Source organism: Lachnospira eligens (assembly GCF_009680455.1).
In the GTDB taxonomy this organism is placed as follows: domain Bacteria; phylum Bacillota; class Clostridia; order Lachnospirales; family Lachnospiraceae; genus Lachnospira; species Lachnospira eligens_A.
Window position 1 is genome coordinate 264,805 of the sequence record NZ_WKRD01000001.1, and the last position, 24,913, is coordinate 289,717.

Here is a 24,913-nt window from a genome sequence, read left to right on the forward strand (position 1 = left end):
AGTTGTTTTATATAGTCACATCATTTAATGCTTCCATGCACTCATGTCAACATTACCTGATATACCATTCACACGTGCTTTCTCAGTAAACTGCCACATTGTAAATGGTCCTGTATATGTACATTTGCTGTTATACTGTGCAAGCCATACACTACAACCTACATTCCCTGCATATATACGGTTATTCATCCAGTCCTTGTTAGCATACAGTATTGCTGAGTAACCGCAGCTTCTTACTGTCTGTGCAAATGCATTTATAACGGCTGTTCTTTGTGATGATGATATCTTATCTCCTCGTCCGCTTCCATTACCTGCACTCTCAACATCAATTGCCAAAGGAAGTGAAATATTATATTCACTGCAGGCTGATACAATAAAGCTTGCTTCTTCAACCGCTTCGGTAGTATCCACTGCCTGGGTTACAATATAAGCTCCAACTTTAATTCCTGCCGCTGTTGCCTGGCTCATATTGCTATGAAATCTTTTATCAAGTACAAGTCTTGCCGTTTCGTATCCTCTATATCCAACTCTTATCATAGCATAGTTAATACCAGAAGCTTTTACACTGTTCCAGTCAATATCTCCATTATAAGTAGAAACATCAATAACAAGCGATGACCCCTGTGAACCGTCAGCATTGAAATAATATTGCACTCCATCTATATTCTTCCAGCCTGTTACAGCGTTGGAATTTTCAAAATAATAATTTTTTCCTTTTATATTCTGCCATCCATCAGCATATATATATTCAATCTGTGCCTCAACCTCCATAACTATATACGAAACTGTTTTTATTTCAGTTGAAGTTTCTGTCTCAGATTTTGAACTTTCTTCTATATTAGAGACACTTTCTTTTTGTGAATTATCAGATGCCTTTGCAGAAGTACTTTCTTCCTGCTTTGTAGAAGTTTCTGTATTGTCATCTTTTATAAGAAATTTGGTTACAACATTTTCAGAGCCACCTGTAACACTGACAGTTCCAGTTTCATATACATATCCTGTATATTGCTTCTGTGTTCCGTTTTCTTCAACAAGAATACTGCCCTTGCTGCATTTATCAAGCTGGGATGCCGTGAAATCCTGTATTTTTCTACCTTTTAAGCTGTATATAACATCTGTTCCTGACTTCTTTACTGATGAAACACTTACACTTCCTGAAACTGCATTATCAACATATAACACAGGCTTTATAACTTCACCAGCTGTTGCATTATTTCTGTTTTTCAAAGGATCTTCCTTCTGAGTCACAGCACTGTCAGTAACAACCTTTTCCATGATATTATCAATCACTTCAAATGTTTCTTCTGTAGATTCCTCTTCTTCCGGCTCAGTACTTTCAGGCTGTGTATGAGTCTGCATTTCAGTCTGGGTCTCTGCTGCTTCTACAATCGCCGGCTGATGTTTAGAGGCTTTATTTACGCTTATACCTACTACAATCCCTGTTATCACTCCTGCTATAATAACTGCTGCAGATACTGATGTCACAACAATATGACTCTTAACCTTGAAGAAATCGATAACCTTTTCCCTGAAATTTCTCTGAAGTTCCTCAACATCAAGAATCTCATACTGCGGTTCTTCTGGCAAGTCCTTCTTCTCACAGTCTTCTGTCTCTGTAGATGCTTCGTCATTCTCCACATTTTCTTCTGTTTTTATGTCTTCTACTTCTTTATCTGAATCACACATATCTGCTTCCTGTTATTCCTCTGCACCTCTGACAATAGCTGCTTTCTTAATAACTTCTCCTTCTCCTGGCACATTAAAAGCATACTCTGCTACATAGGTGTACTTATCAAAGTCGTACTTTTCTTCTATTGCCTGCTGCTCTGTCAGTACATCTTCTTCCTCTGTTTCTATATTAACCTTCTTTATTACAACTCCGGTTAATTCAGCTTCCTGTCCAAGATTATTCTTACAACTGACTCCTGTCCTGAAATTATAATCCTTTGACATAGTGTTATTCTTTACAACAATATCATTTCCTGTAAATTCCTCTGTTATAACCTCAATCTCAAGCTTTGCTGTGTTCTTTATCCAGCCAGACTTAGGGTCTTTAAAACGGTACTCTACTGTGTATTTCCCGGCCGTTGATATTGCTTCCTCCTCGCTGTATTCATTGCCTGATTCATCATATATTGAATACTCGATATCCATATCATATCCGATAGTATTAATTCCCTTAACTCCGTCAAGCAGGTTAAGTTCCTCTGTCAGTCTTCCGATTCCATCGCCGTATGTGCGCTTAATCTCCTTGTTAGTAACCGTAAGCACAGCGTCCTTAGTATCAACATGGTAGTTAGCATAGCCGAAAAATGCTATATCTACATCTACCTGTCCACTGATACCATCAACATAACATCTTGAACTATACTGCCACATATCATAATGATATCTGAAATTTGGAAGATCATCTCCATAAGTCCATCTTACTGAATCATAATAAAACTTACCAAAATATGCCGCCATCCAAACTTTATACTTACTTGCAATCTTTTCCCCATCAAAATTGTTATACCATCTGTTTCTGTTAGAATAAACCATAGGCTGATATCCATAGCTGGATATAACATTACAAAACGTCTCACAGGCTTCTGTTACTGAATCATAATCACCATCCAGTTCCCAGTCAAATGCAACCGGATATGTTATCTGGTAATCCCTTATAAGACTTATACAGTAACTTGCTTCATCGTATGCTTCTCTTGCATTAGAAGCACCTGAATAGAAATACACACCTACCTGTATACCGTTAGCAAGTGCTCCTTGTATATTCTGCTGAAATTTCCTGTCTTCATATAAACCATCATCTCCGCCACCGCATTTTATCATTGCAAATGTGATGCCATCAGCAGCAACTGCTGACCAGTCTATATCTCCCTGCCATCTTGAAACATCTACACCATATGTCAACTGGCTGATTTCATATACATCATTCGAGCTTGGCTGATCTGGTTCAGGCTCCTCAACCTCAGTCTCCTCTCTTGATGGTTCTGACGAATTATCTTCTACTATCTCAAGGTCCTCAACATCTTTAACCGGAATCGGTGCACTGCTGTTCTCTGCTGCCTTATCAATTATCTCATATAATTCTTTACTGCTTGTATTCTCATCTGCAACAGCCTCTTTAACAAGTTCTGCTATCTCTTCCTGTGTTGCAGTCTCTATCTCTGTCTCTGATTCTGTTTGTGTTTCGGTAAGAATCTCACTCAGCTTATCAAGATTACTGTCTGTCTCAGTCTCTACTTCTGTCTCCTGTGCCTGTACCTGCATTTTGCTGCTATGATGATGAACATACTCTACTGTTGTTACAGTTGCTGCACTTCCTGCAACCACGACTGAGCCTGCAATAATACATGCCTTTGCATGTGCCACAAATACAGACTTACATATTCCTGATAATTTTCCTGCTATGGTATTTAATAATTCTTTCATCCTACATGCATCTCCTGATTAGTCATAATAATGTTTGAAGTAAACTCTCCCGAATATTGCCCATGTATCGCAGAATGCCTGCCATATATCCTTCATCCCTATACGCTTTACACCGGAATCCCTGACATATACAACCTCCACAGGCATCTGTGCTATCGAAAAACCCCTTCTGTGAATCGCCACTAAAAGTTCTATATCATAAGCAAACCCTGATGTTCTTATAAGATGTGCAACCGGTTTGATTGCCTCAACCCTGAATACCTTAAGCCCGGTCTGCGTATCCTTAACATTAAGATGGAACAAGACTAGAAGCATTATATAATAGCCCATGCTTATCACTTTCCTCTTAAACGGATAATCAAGCTTGGAATCCTTAAGGAACTTACAGCCTATAACAACATCTTTATTATCATCAAGCATTTTCTTAAGATAACCTTCTAACTGTGATGGATTAAGTTCAAGGTCTGCATCAACAAATGCGACATACTTTCCTTCAACCTGCGACACTCCGGCAATTATTGCATTACCCTTGCCTCTGTTCTTTTCAGAACTTACCATACGCACACGGCTATCCTGCTTGATAGCTCTTTCTATCTCAGCTTTGGTATTATCCTTACTGCCATCATTAACCACAATAATCTCCAATTCAGGAACAAACTTTTCAACAATTCTCAATGTTTCCATGATACTGTGATATATAAGTTTTTCCTCATTGTAAGCCGGCATAACAATAGACAGCATACCATTTAGATTTAACATTTATACTCTCCCTCTGATGTTTACACACTTTTTAATATTACAATGCTATGCCATGTTTTTCAAGTATAGACAGGAAATTAATGCAGATAATATCTTATATAAAAACTATCTTATATATTATAATGAGGTGAATTTATGAATAACTCAGAAAATCTTCCAACAGACAACAACAATAAATCTATCGTAAAAGGGAAAACCATGTATAATTGGGAAACTCACGATAATCAGGACAAAGTGATTGTCGACAGCATTAATGCAATCGAAAGAAGACGTGAGCATATGACTGACGAACAGTTAAGAAAAGCATATGCAGAATTACAGACAGGACTTGGTCCTGATATATATAGTCAGTTATGTGACCGCAAGGCAAGTGACAATTTTCAGGGGTGACTTTATTATGGGTCACCCCACCACCTGCAATTATATATTATTTGCGGCACAGTCAAGTGCTGCTGCCACAACAGCATCCATGTCATAATATTTGTACTCACCAAGACGTCCGCCGAATATAACTTTTCTTTCAGCGTCAGCAAGCTCCTTATACTGTGCATATAAAGCGCCGTTCTTCTCATCATTTACAGGATAATATGGCTCATCACCCGGCTTCCACTCAGAGCTGTATTCACGGCTGATAACAGTCTTCGGAAGGTCGTCGCCATTCTCATCCTTACCGAACTCAAACCATTTGTGTTCAATAATTCTTGTCCATGGAGTTTCGGCATCAGTATAATTAACTGCTGCATTACCCTGAAAATTAGGAGTATCCAAAGTCTCTGTTTCAAACCTTACTGAACGGTATTCAAGATTACCAAGCTTATAATCAAAGTATGCGTCTATCGCACCTGTATATACAACCTTTTCAGCCTGACTGTCTAATTCTTCCTTAGCATCAGCAGATGCAAGATAATCAACACCAAGTCTTACCTCAATGCTTCCGGAAAGCTCGCTGTCATTAAGCATATTGGCAACCATCTTAGTATATCCACCCTCAGGAATTCCCTGATAAAGTGCGTTAAAGTAATTATTATCAAATGTAAGTCTTACAGGAAGTCTCTTGATAATGAATGATGGAAGCTCGTTGCATGGTCTGCCCCACTGCTTCTGTGTATATCCCTTAATAAGCTTCTCGTATATATCAGTTCCGACAAGACTTATAGCCTGCTCCTCAAGGTTCTTAGGCTCTGTGATTCCTGCTTCCTTTCTCTGCTGCTCGATTCTTTCTGCAGCCTCCTGTGGTGTCACAACACCCCACATCTTATTGAAGGTATACATATTGAATGGCAGTGAATACAACTCGCCCTTATAATTCGCAACAGGTGAATTAGTGAATCTGTTAAATGTAGTAAACTGTGAAAGATACTCCCACACCTTCTTATTATTGGTATGAAAAATGTGTGCACCATATACATGCACATTAATACCTTCCATCTTCTCTGTATATACATTACCGGCAATATTATTTCTCTTATCTATTACAAGAACCTTCTTTCCTGCTCTTGCTGCCTCATGTGCAAACACTGAACCAAAAAGTCCTGCTCCAACTATTAAATAATCATACATAATCCTGTTCCTTTTCTATCTTAAATAATGGGATGATGCCGACCGCACCACCCCATTAATTATACTTATTATATTACATTAATTCAACATAAGAAGTAATTAATAATAATCAATATCAGATATATAATCTTCTACCCTTGTATAACCATCTAACTGTATAATAGCGTCTGCCAGAACAGATTTACCGTTGTCAGGATTATACTTTTCATAATTCAATACAATGCAAGGATTATCTGCATTTATATTTTTATTAAAATTCTTCTTGTCAAGGGACTCTATAAGTCCATTTAATACTTTTTGTGCTCTTTCTTCATCTTTTCTTACATACGAATCCAGATTAATATATGTTCTGGTATCATTATATATAAGAACTGCTGAAAGAGTTTCATATCCACTAGTATATTTATCCCATGTTCTGGAACTGTCATTTAAATACTGCTTTAAAATGTCGCTCATTGTTCCAAGCTCTTTTTCATTATTCTTAATGGCATATTCATTCCGTATACTAATATACTTATTATAAGATTGTGGCATATTCTTACTGATTGGAAGAACCATATCATAAGTAACGCCATTTTTTGAAAACCGTACTGACATCAAGAAAGTATCAGCATCTGAAGTAACTATCTGATACCATTTCTCAAAACCAATCTGTTTAATTTCACTTTTAATTGTTTCATATATATCCTTACAGTCAGAATCCTCCATATTACCTGTTATATAATTAACAGAAATCTTGTCACTATCCGGAAGTTCCATATAAGCCTTAACAAAATTCTCATCCTTCTTTAACAGACTTGCAAGTTTATTGGCATCACTGTCTGTAAGCTGAATCCTTCTGTAATGTGTAACACCGTTCTGTCTGAAACCAACCTTATAATTAGTCACTGAACCTCTGCCGTTATAAATATAATTATGAACACCATTTGATATACATTTATCTTTATATGCCCCAAATTTCTCCGCTACATATTTCAGAATCTCTTCATCTGTAAACTGAACCTTCGATGATATAGAACTGAAATATCCGTTATCTGAAGCATAGTACATATCCATTGACTGAATTGATACATATGCAAGTTTTGAAGCATCCGGTTCGTACGATGCCTCATATTTGCCAAATGAATTAGCTCCTGTTCCAATTACCACTGCAAGAACATATCCAAGAAGAATTGATGGAATACACTGCTTTATAACATTCATCTTCTTACTTACTATACATTCATAAACAAACACAACCAATGCACTTACAATAAACATCACAACAACTGCTATTGTCTCATCACTATCTATACTTGTATATGCTATCATTACACCTATAAACGCAATTGAAAAGCCGATAAGTGTTCTGATAATCATTGGCAGAACCTTTCCATTAGCTGCTTTTCCCGCTGTTTCACTTTTTCTCTTTACAAAGAGAAGTGCGCCAAGTGCTATATATATAAGTGCAAGCACAAGTGTATATAAGTTACTTGTAAGGCTGAGAACCATATCTGCAATTCCTGATGAACCATTGTACATATCAAATACAGAAAATACCCAGCCAACAATCATATTGCTGGAAGAATCCAGTAACCCCACACCACTGTTGCTTATCATGTAAGCTTCTCCATGAAACACAGTCAGTTCTGTAACCATTAACGCAATAAATCTTGGAAGAAACATTATAAGTCCTGTAACACATATATTGCTTAATATGTTTCCTGTAATGGATATTGATACATTTATAATTGCCATGCATAAAAGGCTGCATATAAATATCGAAAGATACATCCGGAACATTGTTGCATAATCCACATTAAAATACTGCCTGTTAGCCATGAATAAAACTGCCTGTGATACATATGACACAACAAGTATTCCTGCAATCCATGTAAGTATTGCTGCCGTCTTGCTAAGATATATGCACAATCTTGTATATGGAATTGAATGATAAAAATCACTGCCGCTTCTCTTATTAAGAAAACTCCATACTATCAATGATATAACAGGTACAACAATTATGAATACTAATACCAGAAAATAATTTCCCGAAATTCCACCTACATTATTAACCTGTTTATATTCTTTAATATAGCTTAATGATGAAATAATCGGTACAACTGATATAAGTGTAATTACCGCCATCATTATAAAGCCTACAAGCCTTGTCTGCTTCAATGTCTGTAAAAACATATGAAAGCTGAATATTTTCTTATTATTCATGCATCTTATCCCCCTTCACATCAAATGTATAACCGAGTGCTTCCATCTCATAAGTAAATACTTCTTCAAGCGTAAGTGGGAGGACATCAAATACTACCGGATTCATGGCATTTATAATGTCCATGGTCTGTTCCCTGTCGCCACTTACTATCATGTTGGCAACTGAACCCTCCTGACGGTATCTTGTAATTCTAATGCCCTCAAACTTACTCTCATCAAAATCATCCTTAAAAGCTACCTGTACCTTGAACTGACTCGTCTTTAGTTCAAATACATCGCTGTCAAGCACCAGCCCGCCTTTATGAAGAAGTGACAAATGATCGCATAAGTCTTCCAATTCTCTTAATGAATGTGATGTAACTATAACAGTAGCGTTATTATCTGCAACATCACCACATATTAACTTCTTGACAAGATTACGCATAACAGGATCAAGTCCGTCAAATGTTTCATCAAAGAACATATACTTGGCTCTGGTTGAAAGTGCAAGTATTATAGCTGCCTGTCTCTTCATTCCTTTTGAAAAGTTTGATATACTCTTAGATGGATCAAGTCCAAATGTTTTCGTAAGTTCTGCGAATCTGTCCATATCAAAATTATCATATATTGAACTATAGAACTTAGCCATGCTCTTCATGTTCGCGCCTGCAAGAAAGAATAATTCATCTGCAACGAACACCAGCTTATTCTTCATGTATGTATTCTCATACACATTAATTCCATCGATTATTGCTTCTCCCTTATCTGCCTTATATATCCCTGACAGGACTCTTAGCAGCGTAGACTTTCCTGCACCGTTAGAACCAACCATACCATATATACAGCCCTCCGCTATATTACAGGTAACATTGTCAAGTGCTGTAAAGTCATCAAATGATTTAGTAACACCTTTTACCTCTATCATATTCTCTTATAAACCTCCTCAATCATATCTGTTATCTCACTCTTACTCACCCCTGCGTATGCAAGCTTTCTTACAATCTCCTTAAGATCTGAAAGCTTTTCCTTAGACTGATTCCCGACAATCTTTAACGCTTCTACCGATATAAAAGAGCCCTTTCCCGGTACGCTCACCAGAATTCCTCTTCTGTCCAGCTCCATGTATGCTTTCTGGATTGTATTCGGATTAGTAGACAGCTCCATCGACAAAGACCGTACCGATGGCATCTTATCGCCTTCCTTCATAATCCCTTTAAGCACCTGGTCTTCCACCTGCTTAATGAGCTGTTCATAGACTGGCACTCGCGACATGACATCTATAGTGAACATGTTCCATTCCTTTCTGTGTATTATTTAAACTGGTTACAAGCTTGCGTAATAACTGTACTATATTGATTAGTACAGTTACAGCATACTATTATATTTAGTTATTGTCAACTGTTATTTTTAAGGTTTTGCAAATATACCAAGCGCAGGCGCACCATACGAGCATGAAACAAATGCTGCTGCCATCATAAAATCAACAATTGCCATAATCCATGTTCCAAGTACAAAGCTCTCATGCCCGGCACGTCTTAACACATGATACTCCACAGCGAAACCAGTTAGCACTGCCACAAAAAATGTTGCAATATCAAGCCACATTTTTGAAAATCCAAGAACTCCCATATATGTGTAGTACAGAAACGGAATTGCCCATGTTGCCACATTTGCACCGAGTAAAACCGCAAAGCCGCTTGCTTCGTATCTGTCCTTTAATGCATACCATGTATAGATTCCATACAGATTCATAGGCAGAAACGCCAGCTTCATATGTTCCCATGTTGATTCATTAGTTGGAAAAAACAGCCCGGCAAATGTATTCTTTCCTGTCCAGTCATACACAAAATGAAATAAGGACCCTGACACCCATACTGCCAGAATCCCTATTATCATTGTTATATTAAGTTTTTTGATTGTCTTGTTCACAATGCACACCTCCATTATTGTTGAATAATAGAAGTATATGCTTCCATCTGTTGTACTATTCCACTTCAACAGTCATAGTTACATCAGACACCTCAATATAAGTTCTTCCATCACTTACATTAATCTCTGTTCCATCTGCATATGTATACACTGTCTTGGAATAACGGTCTGACTTACTCCACTGGATTGGAACAGCATAACCGTTAGTTATGTAATAACCTTCCCCCCTGCCGACTGTATGAAGATTCCAGCAGTAATTATCATCCATCATGCTGTGTGTAATCTTCTGCACGATAATATTCTTAGTATTAAACTGTTCACCTGTTTCGTGGTCAAGACTTGGCTCGCCACTCGCAAACCTTAAATAATTACCTGACGCAGCATCATATGTAAATGTTGTGTACTGATAACTGCTGTAAGGCACATACACAGATGATGCACTGACTGAATCTTCTCTTTTTGAAAGGTCAACATCTGATACATCATAATTAAGCAGTACTGTGTCCGATGCATTCTCAGCCTCAGCATTGAAACCTTTTTCCTGTACTGCACTCTTTAACCTGTAAAGCGATGTATATGCTGTATGCTCTGTTGCAAGCCCTTCCGGATTATGTCTCCAATAATATGCACTGTTATAGAAGCCGTTAATCCAGTTAATACCAGTCTTTGCCTCATCACTCTCAGCGTAAGTGCTTCCGCCAAAATGTACAAATATCGCATCTGATTCAAAACAGAAATCAAGGAAATTATGTCTTGCACTTCTTATTGTTCCAATAACCGTATCTGTCTGACTTACATTGCCTGACCCAATAATCTCCTGTGGTGCTTCATCTGTAACATCTGGATCCTCTACCTTGAACAAGGCAAGAAGTCTGCATGTATAACTCTCTGTTGGAAGCTCATATACAATATATGCCTTATTAAGTCCAGTCTGCACCTGTACAGCTACTGGTGTATTGTTAACAGATACTGCAAATGGTCTTGTCTTCGAATTAACGTCAATTATGTCGACCGTATTATCTACATATACAGTAGGTTCTTCTGTCTGTGAAGCAGCCTCTATCGGATTAATATTCTGTGATAAAGCCTCGCCCGTAGGATTACCGCCTCTTATTCTGCTTGTCATCATAATGCAAATGGCAGCCGCAGCAACTGCTGCCGCGCCAAGAGCAGATATTATAATAATACGTTTTCTATTATTAATCATTGATTATCTCCCATCATAATAATCTTCCTTAATTGTACGACTTGCACTTCTATATGGCAAGAAAAAAGAGCCATACATAACCATAGTTATGTATAGCTCTTTATTAATATGCCGGCAACGGGAATCGAACCCGTATGGGAGTATAAGTCCCGCAGGATTTTAAGTCCTGTGCGTCTGCCAGTTCCGCCACACCGGCGTAAAGTGCCTGCATAGCAGGCGTATTATTAATACATATGACTTCCTCTGGCGCAGCCTAAGTGTCCCAAATGCAATAACAGATATGTAGTACATCACGACTCTTTACTACCTGCAGATTCAACATATGCAGTGAATGAAGTTTAGCACATTGTTATGTTTATAGCAAGCATATTTTGTCAGTTTCACTGTTTTGTCACATAATTTTCATAAACTGCCAGCTCTAACTGTGCATAAGTACCATAAAAAGTGGTACTTTTGTCACATTTGTCAAGAAGAACTGATGCCAGTATATCTGAATATCTGTCGGCAAGTTCTCCAAGCATATGACCTTCTTCATCAAAGAAGTCATCATCTGTTCTTGGAAGTGTATCCATTGTTAACAGATTGAAATCATAATATTCAACACCATATTCTTCACAAAGCCTCGTAAAATATGCTCCTGCCTGTTCCGAATAACCGTTAACTGATGTTGTCGGCGTAATAGGTGATGTAACGCATACCAGTTCAATATTATTCTTCTTACAATATTGAACAGTCTTTTCAAATGAATCCAGAACCTTATCACTGATTCCACTCTCATCCCATGCAACAATATCAGATGGCACGAGGCTGTCCATCTTCATATCTCTATAGAAAAATCCTTTGGCAGCATAAGGTCCTCCGGCATCATGTATCTCAACTGCATCCATACTGTAGTTGCGGTATGCCGCACTGCTCTTAACCTTAAGATTATTCATAATAGCAGACGGTGATATCTCATAAGCCCATCTCTTTGAATATACAGTACGAAAATCCTTTGTGAGCAGATTATCAGCTATATACTTAAGCTTTACATTACTGAAAGGAAGCCATGTGTATATGAAACAGTCTTCAAACTCCCTCTCTGCATAATTGCACCAGTACTGATAATCAAGGTCATATATAACTCTTTTTACATTATTATGCCGGTCACTCTCCATTAAAAGATAATATGAATCTGTTACCGTCTCGCCTGGTATTGCAAGATTAAATGCATTGTCAGATGCCCCGGCTTCATCGAGCTTTACTGGATTTATAGCAGATCTTGCATGTGAAGCTCCAATTATTATATTGTCATATCCTTCATCAGTATCTGCATTGTCGGCCTCATGTATAATGTATCTTATATAGCCTGATGGCATCATCGCATAATCCATACATTTGACAAGCCCGGCCACTATGGCAATAAACACCACAGCTCTGACATATTTTAATATTTTATTACTCATTGCCCCTCGCTTTAATTGCCTCTATGCACTCATCATAACTGCTGTAAAAATATTCTGAACAATCATTCTTTTTAAGTATCTCTGTGAGTACCTCTGAGAACTGCTCAGCAAGCTCTCCGTTCATATGACCTTCCCAGTCAGAAAAATCATCATCACTTACATTAAGAATCTCATTCTTAATAAGATTGCCATCTATATACCTTACATTATTCTCATCACATATCTGCTTAAAATATGTATCAGCCTCATTAGCAGCACCCGAAACAACCGACGATGGTGTAATTGGTGCAGTAACACATATAAGCTCAATTCCATTGTCCTTACAATACTTAACTATCTTCTGGAAATATTTCTGCACCTTAGGATTAAGATCTTCATATGTCCACGGTGATGGATTAAGCTTTCCCTTCTTATCAGTTACCTTTGTACGGTAGAAAAATCCCAATCCCTGATATGGTCCTTCTGTATCAATTCCGGCAACACCCTCAATCTGGAAATTCTTATATTCATCAGTCTTCTTTATAGCCATATATTTCTTAGCCGTTTTCCAATTCCTGGCAAATGCATATCTTCTGAAATATATTGTCCTGAAGTCTTTATCCATAAGCTGGCTTACTATATACTCCATTTTAAGACTTGTAAACGGAAGCTGTCCATATACAAGAAGATCTCCAAAATCCGAATCACGTTTCAGATTCTTATTCCAGTACTGATAATCAAGTTCAAGAATTATCTTCTTTACGTCATTATTATTGCACGCTTCTCTGATCATATAATAATTATCAATAACCGTGGCGCCCTGAATACACATATTAATTGGATTAACTGCATATTCCATTTCCAGAAAATAATGCGGGTCAATTGAAGCCCTTCCATGTGAAGCTCCCACTACAATACAATCATAATCAGAGCCATCATCCGGATTGTCAACTGTATGGATTATATATCTTGCATACCCCGGCTGAACCATTACATAATTAACTGCTTCAACAAGTATGGTTATAACCGCAAAGAATACTATCACCCTCACATATTTTAATATCTCTTTAAATGCTTTCTTCTTCATGGTATCCTGCACCTCTGATTAGAACTGGGCGTACATAAATCCACCCGATGTATTAGAAATATAGCCAAGCATTGCAACTGACATAACAAGAGCTATGTATACAGCCCATCTGATAATCAGCGGCTTTCTGTCAAGAGCTTCTCTGATTACAATGCCTTTCTCTTTAAGTATACTTATAATCAGCCACACAAGACAGCCTGCAAGTAATATAATCAAATCCAGCTGGCTTCCAAACATTTTTACAACGGCGTCCATGCTGAATGATGCATGTTTAAATGTATTTCCCATAAGTCTGAATGCATCTGTAAGAGTAGCTGCGTTATCAAAATACCAGCTTATATTAACAAGTATAAATGTTCTTATTATCTGCCATCCTCTGTACCAGCGTGCAGTCTTGTTAATATGTGTTATTTTAAACATTTTTTCATAAACAGGTGCCATAATACTGCTAAAGCTCATGATTATACCATTGTACATACCATATACGATATACTTCCATGCTGCTCCATGCCATACACCTACTATAAAGAATATGAGTAAATCAGCCAGACAGATAGGCAATGCCTTCGCCATATATTTACCAAATCTTGTTTTGCTGTGTTTCTTGAAGAACTTACCCAGCTTATTCATGGCTTTACTTAAGCTGAACGGATAGAACACATAATCCTTCATCCATGTACCAAGTGTTATGTGCCATCTGCGCCAGAACTCTCCAATAGAATGAGAGAAGAATGGCTGTCTGAAATTATCATCCAGGTGGATTCCAAACATCTCGGAAGCACCCATAACCATATCGATTCCACCAGCAAAATCTCCGTATAGCTGTGCGCAATACGCAAGAACACCTATTATTACATATATTCCATGATACTGTCCGGGATTATTAAACACCAGATCAGACACGACTCCTGCACGGTCAGCTATAATGAACTTTTTGAAAAGTCCCCAAGCCATACGCTGCAATCCATGCTGGATAACTGCAAGATCATACTTATGCTCTGCCAGAAACTGTGGTGCAAGTCTGTCATATCTTCCGATAGGTCCCTGTGTTATCTGAGGAAAATACGAAACAAACAAAGCATATTTAAAAATGTTATTACATGCCTTTACTTTGCCTCTGTATACATCAATAACATATGATATCGACTGGAATGAATAGAAAGATATTCCAAGCGGAAGAAGCAGTGTAAATGTTGATATCCTGCCATTGCCACCAAAAGCCTTAATTATGCCATTGACGTTCTCAATCGCAAAATTATGGTACTTAACAACTGCAAGCACACCAAATACCAGAAGAAGAGCAAGTACTACAACTCTTTTCTTATATGTCTTTGCCTTTTCTTTTAAAGCCTTTTTATCTTCTCTTGCCAGCCCATCTGCTTTAAGGCTCTTGTCAAGATTATCCTCTGTTCTCTCTAAAAGGATTCCTGATGTGAAAGTAACGATTGTTGTAAGTAATATGAATACAACAGTCTTATATCCCGAACATAAATAGTAGGCATAGCTTAATATCAAAAGCCATGCCCACTGTGCCTTCTTAGGTATAAGATAATATACAATTACTCCCACTAATAAAAATACCAGAAATCCGGTAGAAACTAGTGACATATTATTTTACCCCGCTTTCCGGATTAATCCTGCAGACGCTGAATCATCTCCCACATAGCTTCTGCTGAATTAAAGTTCTCAGGTACTATATCAACTGGTGTGATATCAATGTCAAATGCATCGTTTAACTCACCAACAAGTGATACAATATCAAATGAGCTGAATATACCATCATCGATAAGAGTATCACATACTTCATAATCCACATCACTGTTAATTTCATTCAAAATGTCTAATAACTGATCCATAATAAACCTCGCAAAATATTAAAATCTATTGATCACACATCTGTGAACAGAAAACATTCTATCTTCTCATTCGCATATAGTCAATCATATTTTGTTACAAAATTGTAAAATTATTGTGTATTACTGCTATTTATTAAAAATGTTTCAATAGGTTTTCTTATAACTCTGTAACCATTTTTCTTAGAATACATCACAATTGCCGGCATTCGACGGCTCAGAAACAGATATATTCCCTCCGTAACCGAATAAGCTCCAATATTATAAAATGCTATCATATCGCCAATCTTAGCATCTTTTAATTCAAGATTCTTAACAATTACATCCCCTACTGTACATAATGAACCGCATATATTATATGGCTGTACTCCCTGTGAATACACTTCGACCTCATGATCTGCACCATCAGCAAACCCTTCTGTGTACTCCATTGGAATGAATTCACATCTTGGTTTCTTCATAGCCATAGCCTGTCCATAATAATTAATATGATTAATTCCGCTGTCAATAATTGCATATCTTGTTGTGTCATTCATCTTCATATCAGCAATTCTGCTTATAAGAACTCCACAGGTAGCTGCAATATATCGTCCCATCTCAAGAGTAACATTGAATTTTTCGGACATTTCTTTAATCATCACAGCAAACTCTTTAAGCTCGTCAAAATCAGTATTCATGGCATCACATTTGTCTGTAACAAAGTAATCAACTGACAGACCAGGACCATACTCAATCTCTTTAAGCTTAACACCATGTTCAGCCTCACATGTATGTGCTATTGCCTGTAACCATACTACCTCAGCTTCTATCTGGCTTAATTTTTTCTTCTGTGTTCCCGAATAGCACTGGATTCCCTCTATGATAATTCCCTTAAGTTCATCCTTTCTGTCAGCAATCTCATATACCTGACGCTCATTAATGCCGAACTGGTTGCCACTTGTAACTCTTATAAGCACCTTAACTTTAATGCCACACTCAACTGCACATGAATTGATAAGTTCAAGCTGATTAAGTGATTCCACTGTGTAGATTCCAACAGCACCTGTCTTCATCGTGTAGAGGATATCTTTCTTTTCCTTATTAACACCCGAAAGGACTATCTTCTCCCTGTTTATGCCCTCTTTTTCGCATATCGCAAATTCACCTGGAGAACATACCTCGAATTTATCAAGCTTCTTGTCAAGCACGCTTATAAGAAACGGATTGGCCTTCATTGCATAACACACTGTAACTCCACATCCTAGAATCTGCTGCATGGCATCAATCCTTGCACATAGCTCATCTGTATCAAATATATACGATGGTGTTCCACATTTTATGGCAATCTCTTTTAATTCATTAACTCCTACCATCCTATGCCTCCTGTTCTTTATATATCTTCATAAGTTCTTTTCTGTCAATTTTACCATTCTTAGTAATCGGCATTGTTTCAACCTTAACAAGCACATTTGGAATCATCCACTGTGGCACTTTATCTTTGAGAGCATGTGTTACGCCCTTTCTGTCAAGCTCACTTGCTCCTTCTATCTCAAAGAATCCGAGAATCTTATTCTCATCTGTATCAAATATACAACAGCTTCTAAGGAGTCCCTCTATAGCATTCATGTATGTCTCAATTTCGCCAAGCTCGATTCTGTGTCCCATATGCTTAATCTGGAAGTCCTTTCTTGATGAGAAGAAAAGTTCACCATCTTCACTATAGTAACCAAGATCACCTGTGCGGTATATAGTTTCCAGATATCTGTCATTAAGAGGATTCTGTACAAATGCTGCTGCTGTCTTTTCAGGATTACGCAGATACCCCATAGTTACAGCTGTTCCAGATACACATATTTCTCCTAACTCGCCTGGTCTGCCTGCATCAACAAGCTTATCCTCATCATCTAACAGGAATACTCTTTCATTGGCAAATGGCTTTCCCATCGGAAGCTTCTCGTCAAGACCAAACTCTCTGTCAATAATATAATATGTACAATTACATGTTATCTCTGTTGGTCCGTAAAGATTAACAAACATTGCATCCGGATACTGCACTCTCCATGCATTAAGATGCTTTATAGGCATAACCTCTCCGCTGAACATAATCTTGTTAAGTGAAGATGGTCTCTTATACTCGAATCCATTAAGAGTTGTTACAATACATAACGCTGATACAGCCCATATAATAGTTGTAACCTTTCTGTCATCAAGGAAATCAAGAAGCTTGGTTGGAAATGAGAAGCACATCTTAGGAATAAGCTGTAAGGTTGCGCCTGTCTTTAAACTTGAATATATATCCTTAACTGATACATCAAAGTCAAAAGGTGCCTGATTACCTATAACATCCTCATTAGTAATTCCAAATGTTTCTGTAAAACAGTCAATAAAATCTATTGTTGAACGGTGATTAACTATAACTCCTTTAGGAACACCTGTCGACCCTGATGTAAATATTGAATACAATGGATCTGTATCAAGTGCCTGTTCTCTTATCTTTTCCAGTCTCTCCTGAGCCTCTGAATCAACAGCCTGTCCGTCATACTCTTCAAGCAATTCGTCAAGATTAATAATCTCGCCCTGAAATCCGAGCTTTTCTGCTTTCTTGGCTGACTTATTATCCACAACCAGAATATCTGCCTGAATCGTATCTAATATAAGATTAATTCTCTCAACCGGATGAGTTGTATCAAGCATACAGTAATATCCGCCTGCATACACAATTCCCATAAATAAAGATAATGTATTACATGTCTTATCCATATACACAGGAACTCCCTGTGTAGGCTTAATCTTAAGTGAGAGACAGCTTCCTATGAACTTTGCCTGATTCATAAGCTGTGTATAAGTAAGTTCATTATTCATGTCCGCACACGCTGTCTTTTCCCCATACATTCTCTGTGAGTTTTCAAGAAACTCTAATACATTCTTTTCCATTACCTTCTCCTTTTACTTCTTATTCTTATCTTTTCTGAATACAAGCAGCTTGCTTATAACATAATTAAGTATAATTACAACTACCTGCGCAATAAACTTTATTAACATACTGTTGAAATGCAGCATTGTAATGAATACAAGAAGAATTATCTCTTCAATTACAAGAGTTAATACTCTTCCACCTGCAAATGAAACTAACTGTTTCATAAATTCTTCCACAGTCTTAGTTGGTGCTGCAAACACCCATATCCTGTTAGTAAAGAATGCAAAAAGTACTGCAAGTACCCATGATATAACATTTGCAATAAGCTCATTAATTCCCATTGCAACATTAAAGAATGCATATGAACCTATACTCACCACTGTTGTAAGTACTCCAAAGAAAAGATACAGAAGTACTTCCTTATACTTCTTATACAATGGTTCAAACACCCTCAGACCCGGCAGATGCATAATCTTATCGAATATATCCGGCTTAGTTTCCTGCATATTATTATCTGTATTGTTACTCATAATTACCTCACTGTTTTTATTGATATAACGCCATACTATTTTATACTTTTATCAATAACAAATCAAGAAAAAGACGCCGTATATAAACGGCGTCCTGAAAATGAATTTATTATTTTGATTCGTTGATAACAATATCATCTGTCTCAACTTCCTTGTTTCTGTTTTCATCAATTCCAAGCTTGTTATTAAGCTTTTTCTTTGCCTTTCTTAAATAAATACCAAGAAATGCACCAACAGCAATTATCACTCCGGCAATAGCCTGAATGGCATAAGTCATAACAGATGGGTCAATGTAACCTGCTACATTTAAATTTAATAATGTCAACATACTTTTTATCTCCTTTTTAATTAAGTTCTTTTTTTAATGCTTCAATCATCTTGTTGTTATCTACATCATTTCTGATTGCAATTCTTATATACTGTTTTCCATCATGTAATTTTGATGTAAGATCCTTTATAAGCAGATAATGATTCTTAAACAGTTTTATCATAAGTTCTTTTGCTGTCATTCCATTAGTTATCTCAATCATAAAATAATTAGCCTGTGATGGGATAACTCTTATACCAGATATCTGCTCCAGTTCATTATAGAACCTTTTTCTTTCTACGCGGAATTTATCCATTGCAGCTGCATAATCTTTCTTATACTTTTCTGCAATCTGAAGATAATACTCACCAAATGAATTAATATTCCATATTGCAACATCTTTTTTCATTGCTGCAATCGCTTCTGTATCTGAGGAAACAAGGATTCCAAGCCTCAGTCCCGGTACACCGTATGATTTAGATATACTTTTCATAACATATAATCTTCTATATGTTTCGATAAATTTCTGTTCTATAAGAGAATTATCCGGTTCATCTGAGAAATCAGCAAACGACTCATCAACCACCAGCTTTATTCCCTGACCGTCTGTCCATTTTATTAATCTTATAATTTCTTCTTTTTTCAGATAATTACCAGATGGATTATCAGGATTAATAATAATAATATTATCTACTTTGTTGCATGTATAGAACTCTATCAGTTCTTCAACTGAATATGTATAATTATCATTTGACGGTGTAAATACCACTTCGTCTTCAACAGAATATCTGTTAGGATATTCTTCAAATGTAGGTCTGATAACGCCTGTCTTTCCAGAAAAGCTTTCCATAAGTGACTTAATAAGTTCTGCTGCTCCATTTCCAACTATTATGTTGTCTTTATGAACACCAAAATTCTTAGCTGCAAGTAAAGAATTAACTCCCATACCTGAAGGATATTCTGTCAAAAGTGTATCAAAGCTTGCACGCAGTTCATCCTTAAGCTTTTTAGGCGGATAATAAGGATTAACAAGATAACAGAAATCCAACAATCCCGGATATCTCCAGAATCCTCCATATCTTTTATGCATAAGGTTAATTCTTGTCTCATCATCCGGAGCAAAAAGTGTCGTTGCTATATCAAGATCCTGTTCATCATCTATTTCATACCATTTCTGACCTGATAATCTCATACCTTTAATTCCAGGTGTGTCCAGCATCGTTATAACTCTAAGAACCTGTTCATAATATTCATTTTCTCCCAATGCACTACAATATGCCTCAAGGAAAGGAACATATATATCCTGTGAAAAATGTTTGCTGAATTTGTAGATATTTACAGTTTTATAGTATTCCTCTTTTTCCTTAAAATCAAAGCTCTTTCCTGGAACAAATGCAACAATATTATCATATTCGTCAAGCTTTACACATGTACCATCCATCCAGCTCTCATATTTATCTACCATGGCAAGTGTATCTCTCGGATCTTTTACAAGTTCATCAATTGCAGAATCCTCAATAATTACATCTGATTCAAAAAGCAGAGTATCTTCTTCCATAAGATAATTCTTTGCCAGTGCAAGTGAATAAATATTGTTTGTCTTATCATATACCGCATTGTCAACATATGAAATTGGTGTCTTAATTCCCAATGTCGCTATATAATCAATCAGTTTCTGTCCTTCATAGCCCACAACAATCACTATTCTTGAGAGATGTTGTTTCTCAAGCTGATGCAAAAGCCTGTCTATAAGCGATACTCCATTAACCTTTACCATACATTTGGTATTATTCTGGGTAAGTTCTTTTAAACGCTTTCCCATTCCTGCTGCTAAAATAATTGCCTGCATAATCCCCTCCTATAATCCGACTCTACTCTTGTTCCTTATGTCTTTTAATTGCTTTTTGAATTTCCTGAATAATATATTTAGCTCCAACTGATGCACTACTGCCAAGATTATACACATATTCTTTAACAAATCGGTCTATGCTGTCCTTATATGTATCAGAAGCTGCCAGCATCTTTGCTGCTGTATCAGCTGTCTTATCAATTTCATCAAGCTTAAGTACACGCCCGATTTCATATCTCATCCATATATTAAGTGGCTCAATTCCAATCTTTTTGTATTCAGGATTCATTATCTTCATTGGTGTATCAATGAAAAGAACCGGTTTACATGTAGTATAAGCATATTCATATGCTATACCTGACCAGTCTGTAATCATAAGATCTGCCTCAAAAACAGTACTGTTTGATGAAAAATCGGTCTGAATCTCTATATCTGTATCATTCTTATATCTTTCTTTAAGTCCTTCCATCTTCTCAGGCATATGTCTTACATGCTGTGGGTGTGGTCGGACTGTAATCTTATAACCATGTCCCTTAAGATTATCAAGTATGTCCTCAAGACAACTGTCTACAATATTATCTTTCTGCCATGATGGAGCAATAAGTATTGACTTAATATCATTTTCCTTCTTTGGCATCTTTGCATAATCCTCACGCATCTCATCAAGCAATGAATATCCCCACTCAACAAGCTCCTTCTTAGGAAGATTATACACTTCTTCTGTTTTTTCTATTTCTTCTTTCTGAATTTTTCCTGTACATAATACAGAATCATAATGATCCATCGAACCAGTTCGCATTGTCATATTAAGGCTGTCCATGCCATGAGGAACATAAACATAATTAATATCTTTTCTGATATAACTTCTTTTAATGTGATAATTCTCAATATCAGGCATAGTCATAACAACAACGTCTGCATCCATCTTCATCATAAGTGTTATAAGTTTCTTTTCCCCTATATAATAAGGTTTAATCTTACTTTCTTTTTCTGCAATTCTGAATATCTGATCATCTGGATCACTTGTTACATAATGGATTGTAATATTCGTATTATTAAGTATGTATTCAATTATCCCTTTAAAATACTTATAAAAACCTGAACCCTCTGAATAGAAGACAAGATGTTTATTAACAACAGAGAAAAACTTTTTATAATCAGCTTTTTCTCTCTTAATATCTTCTTTGTTTCTTTTACCTTTTTTCGTACCAAGAGCTTCAATCTCTGCAAGTTCTTTCTTAGTTTCCTCAAGAGCCTCATAATCAACATAATTCTTAGGATTAATCGCCCAGTTAAGAAGATATAACTGAAGAATTGCAAATATGTTGCTGGCAGTCCAGTAAAGAGCTACTCCTGCATATACAAAGCATCCTAAATATAACGACAGACCTACTGAAAATATCATCATACCATACTTATTAAGCTTACTCTGTTCTGCCTGTAATACGTTACTTGCATTCTGTGCAACACATAAAAGCCATGCTGAGACACCTGCTATAATTGGTGTTATTATTGATAATCCCCACTGTTTTGTAGTAATCCATGTAAGGTCATAGCCACAGAACTTCATGTTCGCAACACCTTCATTAATTCCGTCTTTGATAACTGCAACAACTCCCAGCAGAAGTATTATCTGTATAATAAGAGGTATAAGTGATGCCAGTGGATTATATTTTTCTTTTTTATAAAGCTTAGACTGTTCCTCTGCTATCTCATCCTTATCCCCATAATGCTTAATAAGAATCCTGTTAATATCAGGCTGCATCTTAACCATTTTAATTGAATTCTTCTGTACCCAGATTGATACAGGTAAGAGAACAATCTTACTTATCAAAGTGAATAATATAATTGCCAATCCATAATCATGCAGTAATTTGTAACAAAAATTCATTACATAACCTAAGGCTGTCGATAATATTTCCATAAATAACTCCTCTTTTGAAGATTTTATTGATTGTGTCAGAGTCATCCAATATAATAATTAATCATATCACTTATTATCAATTATTGAAAGGTGTTTTTACATATCCGATATACTTTTTTTACATACCCAATATAAATTTTACATGTTTTGCACACAAAAAAAGGACACTGTTCTTACATAATACAGTGTCCTTTTAATATTATTTATTTCAAAAGGTACTCAGCATATTTAACTGCCATGTCTCGCCAGTTCTCCAATGCCTCTCCCATGTCTGCACCACATGATTCCCTGTACATAGCCCATACAAACCAGTAGTACGCAATAATAGCAACATATGCCATATAATGAAATCTTGTTGTCTCATTATAATCTTCCTGAAGGTATTCCTTTATGAATTCCTCAGCCTTATCAAAATCATACATGGCATCAACCACATAATATCCAACATCAATTCCCGGGTCAGAATATCCAGAATACTCCCAGTCAATAAGTATAACACTTCCATCTGGTCTTATCATCCAGTTTGGCTTATATGTATCACCATGACAGAAACATTTTTCAACTCCATCTGCTAGAGTCATCTTATACAACTGTCCTATGTTGTTCTTAAGTCCTTCATATTGAACGAAGCACACAGGATCTTTCTTCTCAAGAAGCTTCTCCATATCAAGTGCATCTTCCCAAGGTTTCATTCCATAATCAGCTGTTATATCTGCCTTATGCAGCTTTCTTAAAACAGCCAATATCTTCTTTGAGTCCTCAAAAGAATTATAATCAGGTTCTCTGAATTCTGGAATGAATATGGATATCTTCCAGCCCTCATTAACATCTGCATATATGTATGTAGGATCTACACCAACCTCTTTGGCTGTGATAAGTGATTTTTTTTCATTTCTTCTATTGATTATGCTTTCTGTTCCATCGCCCGGATGCCTGTATATATAATCAATTCCGTCAATCTTGAATATAAAGGAGGTGTTGGTCATTCCTTCGCTTACATTTCTGAAATCAATTATATCTTCCTCATCACATCTGAATACAAGCTTGATATTTCTTATTATCTCACTGTGCGTATGTCCAAGATACTGTGAATCAAACTTCCTAAGCTCATCAAAATAATCAAATTCAAATATATTACCAGGAAGATATTCCTTAAAATAAATATCAGGCATTTCATCCAGCTTATCCTTTACAAGAATCTCCCAATAGCAGTTATTATATATTCCAGATTCCCGGACAGCCTCAACCTGATTAATAAATGCTTCTGAGAATTCTTTTCTCCAGAATGAATGTCCCATAAGAACATAGCCATCAATCTTATTATCCTTAGCAATTCTTGTTATCTTTCCAAATCCATCAGCTCTTGCATATACTTCATCCGTTGTTTCCTTTCCATAATAACCTGAATAAAATGTATGATATTCAAACTGATTAAACGGATTCTCTATATAATAACTGTCACTTACGCATATGTACGTATTCTTAAGTTCTTTTCTTGCAAGATAAAGACTTTCAATATTATTCTTTATATTAAATGAATCATTAATAATGAACTTTACACCATACTTGTCTTCAAGATAGTAAAACATCTCCTTCTTATAGCCAAGTACAACTGTAATATTCTTAATACCAGCATCCTGAAGCTGCTTTATCTGTCTCTCAATAAGACGTTCACCCTTTACTTCAAAAAGACCCTTTGGCTGTTCGAGTGATAAAGGAATAAATCGTGTAGATGCGCCAGCTGCAAGAATAACGGCATTATTAACCCTGTATGGTTCAAGCGCCTCTAATCCAGTCTTTGTAAGACTACCAGACTCTTTTTCAATATACCCTGTTTTTACAAGTTTATTATAAATATCTGTGTCATTAAGAGCTTTTGTCGCCTCAACATCATAAGTACAGCCGGCTCTTCCAATGCTTCCATTATACAAACTGTTCAATACATAAAACTCTTCTTTTCTCATTATACATA

Annotated in this window: 21 protein-coding genes and 1 tRNA gene; 1 reads left to right on the forward strand and 21 read right to left on the reverse strand. The window is 36.5% G+C overall.

Annotation, left to right across the window (positions count from 1 at the left end; all coding sequences use genetic code 11):
* Positions 1-24: 24 nt before the first annotated feature.
* The 3 genes from GKE48_RS01355 to GKE48_RS01365 are packed head-to-tail and all read right to left on the reverse strand — an operon-like array spanning position 25 to position 4,191.
* Positions 25-1,686: a GH25 family lysozyme gene (locus GKE48_RS01355; RefSeq protein ID WP_022097284.1), complete on the reverse strand. Its 1,662-nt coding sequence runs from the start codon at positions 1,684-1,686 to the stop codon at positions 25-27.
* A 12-nt stretch (positions 1,687-1,698) separates the two neighbouring features.
* Complete coding sequence (locus tag GKE48_RS01360) at positions 1,699-3,432, reverse strand: glycoside hydrolase family 25 protein (protein ID WP_022097285.1); 1,734 nt, start codon at positions 3,430-3,432, stop codon at positions 1,699-1,701.
* 18 nt (positions 3,433-3,450) lie between these two features.
* A complete protein-coding gene (locus tag GKE48_RS01365) occupies positions 3,451-4,191 on the reverse strand; it encodes a glycosyltransferase family 2 protein (protein ID WP_154300322.1) in 741 nt (246 codons plus the stop codon).
* 135 nt (positions 4,192-4,326) lie between these two features.
* Between GKE48_RS01365 and GKE48_RS01370 the strand changes: the two genes are divergently transcribed.
* The gene (locus GKE48_RS01370) at positions 4,327-4,581 is read left to right on the forward strand and encodes a hypothetical protein (protein ID WP_022097287.1); all 255 of its coding nucleotides are present in this window, start codon (positions 4,327-4,329) and stop codon (positions 4,579-4,581) included.
* A 30-nt stretch (positions 4,582-4,611) separates the two neighbouring features.
* On the opposite strand, the gene glf is transcribed toward GKE48_RS01370, so the two are convergent.
* The 18 genes from glf to GKE48_RS01460 form a co-directional block, all read right to left on the reverse strand.
* The gene (gene glf / locus GKE48_RS01375; protein ID WP_022097288.1) at positions 4,612-5,751 is read right to left on the reverse strand and encodes a UDP-galactopyranose mutase; all 1,140 of its coding nucleotides are present in this window, start codon (positions 5,749-5,751) and stop codon (positions 4,612-4,614) included.
* Between the two features lie 99 nt (positions 5,752-5,850).
* Complete coding sequence (locus GKE48_RS01380; protein ID WP_154300323.1) at positions 5,851-7,956, reverse strand: ABC-2 family transporter permease; 2,106 nt, start codon at positions 7,954-7,956, stop codon at positions 5,851-5,853.
* Positions 7,949-8,860: an ABC transporter ATP-binding protein gene (locus GKE48_RS01385; protein WP_154300324.1), complete on the reverse strand. Its 912-nt coding sequence runs from the start codon at positions 8,858-8,860 to the stop codon at positions 7,949-7,951. Before GKE48_RS01385 ends, GKE48_RS01380 begins: the two co-directional genes overlap by 8 nt.
* Positions 8,857-9,225 (reverse strand): GntR family transcriptional regulator, encoded by a 369-nt coding sequence (locus tag GKE48_RS01390; protein WP_154300325.1) that lies wholly within the window; start codon positions 9,223-9,225, stop codon positions 8,857-8,859. Before GKE48_RS01390 ends, GKE48_RS01385 begins: the two co-directional genes overlap by 4 nt.
* Positions 9,226-9,342: 117 nt before the next feature.
* Complete coding sequence (locus GKE48_RS01395) at positions 9,343-9,864, reverse strand: DUF6512 family protein (RefSeq protein WP_055216246.1); 522 nt, start codon at positions 9,862-9,864, stop codon at positions 9,343-9,345.
* 55 nt (positions 9,865-9,919) lie between these two features.
* On the reverse strand, positions 9,920-11,071 hold the full coding sequence (locus tag GKE48_RS01400) for a DUF3048 domain-containing protein (RefSeq protein WP_022097295.1): 1,152 nt from the start codon (positions 11,069-11,071) through the stop codon (positions 9,920-9,922).
* Positions 11,072-11,180: 109 nt separating this feature from the next.
* Positions 11,181-11,267: transfer RNA gene (locus tag GKE48_RS01405), tRNA-Leu, on the reverse strand.
* A 184-nt stretch (positions 11,268-11,451) separates the two neighbouring features.
* Positions 11,452-12,516, reverse strand: coding sequence for a hypothetical protein (locus GKE48_RS01410; RefSeq protein WP_154300326.1), 1,065 nt, complete (start codon positions 12,514-12,516; stop codon positions 11,452-11,454).
* On the reverse strand, positions 12,509-13,582 hold the full coding sequence (locus GKE48_RS01415) for a hypothetical protein (protein ID WP_022097297.1): 1,074 nt from the start codon (positions 13,580-13,582) through the stop codon (positions 12,509-12,511). The genes GKE48_RS01410 and GKE48_RS01415 overlap by 8 nt, the downstream gene beginning before the upstream one ends.
* 18 nt (positions 13,583-13,600) lie before the next feature.
* The gene (locus GKE48_RS01420) at positions 13,601-15,190 is read right to left on the reverse strand and encodes an MBOAT family O-acyltransferase (RefSeq protein ID WP_022097298.1); all 1,590 of its coding nucleotides are present in this window, start codon (positions 15,188-15,190) and stop codon (positions 13,601-13,603) included.
* A gap of 23 nt (positions 15,191-15,213) precedes the next feature.
* Positions 15,214-15,438 (reverse strand): hypothetical protein, encoded by a 225-nt coding sequence (locus GKE48_RS01425; protein ID WP_022097299.1) that lies wholly within the window; start codon positions 15,436-15,438, stop codon positions 15,214-15,216.
* A 110-nt stretch (positions 15,439-15,548) separates the two neighbouring features.
* Positions 15,549-16,787: a diaminopimelate decarboxylase family protein gene (locus GKE48_RS01430; RefSeq protein ID WP_022097300.1), complete on the reverse strand. Its 1,239-nt coding sequence runs from the start codon at positions 16,785-16,787 to the stop codon at positions 15,549-15,551.
* A 1-nt stretch (position 16,788) separates the two neighbouring features.
* A complete protein-coding gene (locus tag GKE48_RS01435) occupies positions 16,789-18,348 on the reverse strand; it encodes an amino acid adenylation domain-containing protein (RefSeq protein ID WP_055216250.1) in 1,560 nt (519 codons plus the stop codon).
* A gap of 12 nt (positions 18,349-18,360) precedes the next feature.
* Entirely contained in the window at positions 18,361-18,861 is a 501-nt protein-coding gene (locus tag GKE48_RS01440) for a GtrA family protein (protein ID WP_243138413.1), read from the reverse strand.
* Between the two features lie 109 nt (positions 18,862-18,970).
* Positions 18,971-19,189, reverse strand: coding sequence for a hypothetical protein (locus GKE48_RS01445; protein ID WP_012738387.1), 219 nt, complete (start codon positions 19,187-19,189; stop codon positions 18,971-18,973).
* A gap of 16 nt (positions 19,190-19,205) precedes the next feature.
* Positions 19,206-21,017, reverse strand: coding sequence for an aminotransferase class I/II-fold pyridoxal phosphate-dependent enzyme (locus tag GKE48_RS01450; protein ID WP_022097303.1), 1,812 nt, complete (start codon positions 21,015-21,017; stop codon positions 19,206-19,208).
* A 22-nt stretch (positions 21,018-21,039) separates the two neighbouring features.
* A complete protein-coding gene (gene yidC, locus GKE48_RS01455) occupies positions 21,040-22,941 on the reverse strand; it encodes a membrane protein insertase YidC (protein WP_118351473.1) in 1,902 nt (633 codons plus the stop codon).
* Positions 22,942-23,144: 203 nt separating this feature from the next.
* Entirely contained in the window at positions 23,145-24,905 is a 1,761-nt protein-coding gene (locus GKE48_RS01460; protein ID WP_022098261.1) for a phosphotransferase, read from the reverse strand.
* Positions 24,906-24,913 lie beyond the last annotated feature (8 nt).